Source organism: Streptomyces sp. NPDC059851, assembly GCF_042732005.1.
GTDB lineage: Bacteria > Actinomycetota > Actinomycetes > Streptomycetales > Streptomycetaceae > Streptomyces.
This window is the reverse complement of the sequence record NZ_JBHWJJ010000277.1, coordinates 1-2,876: the sequence shown is the minus strand read 5'-3', so window position 1 is coordinate 2,876 and position 2,876 is coordinate 1. Positions and strand designations below refer to the sequence as shown.

The window sequence follows — 2,876 nt, the reverse complement described above, 5'->3', positions numbered from 1 at the left end:
AGCGTGCCGTCCACGATCAGCACGGTGTCCTTGCGGAACCGCTTGCGCGGCTGGAGCGCGAGTGAGGGCCCCAGGTGGTCGACGATGCGGTCGGCGGCCGACTTCGAGACGCCGAAGAGCGGGGCCAGCTGCCGCAGTGTCAGGTTCGTTCGCCAGTACGCGGCGACCAGCAGGACCCGGTCTTCCAAGGGCAGGCTCCACGGCCGGCCCTTGCGGACCGGATCCGCCCCCTCCCGCCTCAGCGCAGTCACCAGCTTGCCGAACTGCCGCGGGCTCAGCCCCGTGAACGGGGCTATCCAAGACGGCTCCGACGCCGTGATCACACCAGCCACACCAAGATCATCCCACCTCTGACCAGCAGTAACGGGACATCCCTTAACTCGAAGGTCCTCCTGCCGTACTGATTCGTGTCGCGACCTGGCTGAAGCGGGGCATGCCGAGATCTGTCACTTGGCGTTGACGGACTTGCTCTGCATCGAGCTGGGTGAGCTTCTCCTCTGCGCTGGCGAGGCTGACTTGGAGTCCTTCGATCTCACCGAGCCATCCCTCCTGTTCTGCTTCGGTGATTCGGGCGATCAGGTTGTCGCGGATCTCGACGAGGCGGTGCCTCTGAGCCGGATCCGGTCAGAGCATGGAGCATCGAATACACGCGTGTTCGTGGATGCAGGGAGTTCCGAATGCGCGTGCGCAGATTCCGATGGACAGTTTGCGTCGCTCGAAGTGTCCGAGGAAGGCATCCCATTCCTCGTTGGTGGGGGTTCGGTACTCCTCGCTGGGTCGGAGTGCTCGGCGCCGAGCGATGAACGCGCGATGGGCCTCGATGGCCTCGCCGGGGTAGATGGCGTTGTATCCCATGGTCGTGTTGATGCTGGTGTGCCCGGCGATGACCTGCGCGATGTGCGGGGGAAGGCCGCTGCGAATGGCATCGGTGATGAAGATCCGCCGAAAGTCATGGGGTGAGAAGTCCAAGGGCTGTCCGGCTGAGTCGGTCAGATTCGTGGAGGCCATCACCTCTTGGAGCGCTTGGCGCAGGAGCTTCGGGGAGAGGCGGGAACTCTCGCCGCTGCGGCACCATTGGAAAAGCAGTGGCATCTGGGGATTCCAGGTCTTCTCGGCCATGTCATAGCTGGAGACGTAGGGGACGGCACCTGTGCGTGGGTCGCGGACACGGGCGATGATCGCACTGAGCACATCGGCGAGCTCCGGGCTGACCAGGATGACTCGTTCCTCATCGGTTTTGGACGGCGCGATCTGCAGGAGGGGGACAATCTCGCCAGTGGTAGGCAGTCTGTACTGGATCAAACTGTGATGGCTGGCCTCCAGCATCTCCTCGATGCGGACACCGGTGTGCTGAAGAAACTCGACCATCGCCCAGGCCCAAAACGCGCGACTCTCCGCGAGCGCCAGGTCAACGCGCCGGCCGGTGGCGATGTTCACCGCCCAGGTCGTTCCATCCTTCGCTGCTCGCCTGAAGGTGGCGCCCGCGAAAGCGAACTGACCACCTGGCGGGGTGTCCATCAGAGCCTGTAGTCGGGCTTTGGCCTCTTTCAGGCATGTTGAAGCCGCTCGGGCGACAACGGGCAGAGCCGGAAGTCGTTCCCGCGTTCGGTGGTCCATCCGAGCTTTGCGCCGCTTGTTGTCCTTCACGACGGCGACATCCGCGTCCTTGATCGGACTCGGTACCGCCCACGGCCCCCAGCGCGCCGGCTCATCGACAGCCCACTGGGCGATGTCGAGATAGAACGCGCGCACGGAGATCATGATGCTGGCGACATTGGCCCGTCCGGTCACTACTTCACGCACTTTGCCGTCTGGCTGGCGACGCCGTTCGATGCGGGTCCGGCATCTCTGCTTCCAGGCCGCGCTCACCTCGGGCGCCAGGTGGAGAGAGTCGATTCCCGGATGATGTTGTTCCAGGTCGCCCCAGAAGTTGCTGGCCAGGTGCCGGGACAAGTTGTTCAGGGACGTGTAGTCGAGACCTGGCTGCCGCTCTTTGAGGTAGTCCACCAAGAGATCTCTGACTGGGCGGCAGCGGACGCCGAACCGGTCGACGAGCTGCTCCATCGACACCTGACCACTGGTGTTGGCCAGGTAGCGCAACGAGCTGGGTGCTTCTGCAGGAAGGGTGCCCAACTCTCGCAGCCAGGCGTAGAAGAGGGTGTTGCCGCGAGTTTTGGCGTTCGCTGCTTTGAGTGCGGCGAGATACTCCACGGCGTCGCCGACGGTGATGTCCGCCAAGGTGCCGCCCTTGGCGGCCACGATCTTGACCAAGGAGTGCAGGGCATCACGCCCGACCTTGGAGGACCACGTGGCAGATTCGACCATCGCTTCAAGCTGGGCGAATCCTTCCGGGTCACGGGTAGGGATCAGCCCGATCCGCAGGCTCGTCATGTTGGCCGAGGTCCGTGACAGCAGCCAGGGGAGGGCGGGCCTGACAACGTCTGCACAGATCAGACTCAGCAGCCCTCCCGACAGTGCCTGCCGTTGTGAGGGGCCAGCAGCCGTTCCGATCCACTCGGGTGCCAATCGGGCCCAGTCGTTGCCAGGACGCGTGCTCGCGGGACTGGCGTTCCAGCGCTGCTGCCAGGTGGCCCCCGGGAAAATCTCCAGCCACTGCAAGGTCTGGCGAGCTCCGCGGATCCGGGCTCGGTGCTGCCTCACGTCCGTCGGTCGCAGAGGATGTTGCTCCAAACGAGCCAGGATGTCGGCTCGCTCGCATGCAGTGGTCGGCCAGTCGTCCTCTGCGGGTCTGGGCGGGAAGCGCAAGGCGACGGCTTTCAATGAGCTTTTTCAACGTGGCCACTGATCGGGTGATCGGGGTGGCCGCGCAACGGGCGAGGCCCTCGGGTTGTTGAGCGGGATGTCTGACGTCCGTA

2 protein-coding genes are annotated in these 2,876 nt (G+C 64.4%); both read right to left on the bottom strand.

All coding sequences use genetic code 11. The features are described 5' to 3' along the window. Positions 1-332 (bottom strand): transposase family protein (locus tag ACFV7Q_RS38660; protein ID WP_385435637.1); only part of this gene is annotated, 332 nt, incomplete at its 3' end. Between the two features lie 292 nt (positions 333-624). Continuing rightward, a complete protein-coding gene (locus ACFV7Q_RS38655; RefSeq protein WP_385435636.1) occupies positions 625-2,619 on the bottom strand; it encodes a tyrosine-type recombinase/integrase in 1,995 nt (664 codons plus the stop codon). Between the last annotated feature and the right edge of the window lie 257 nt (positions 2,620-2,876).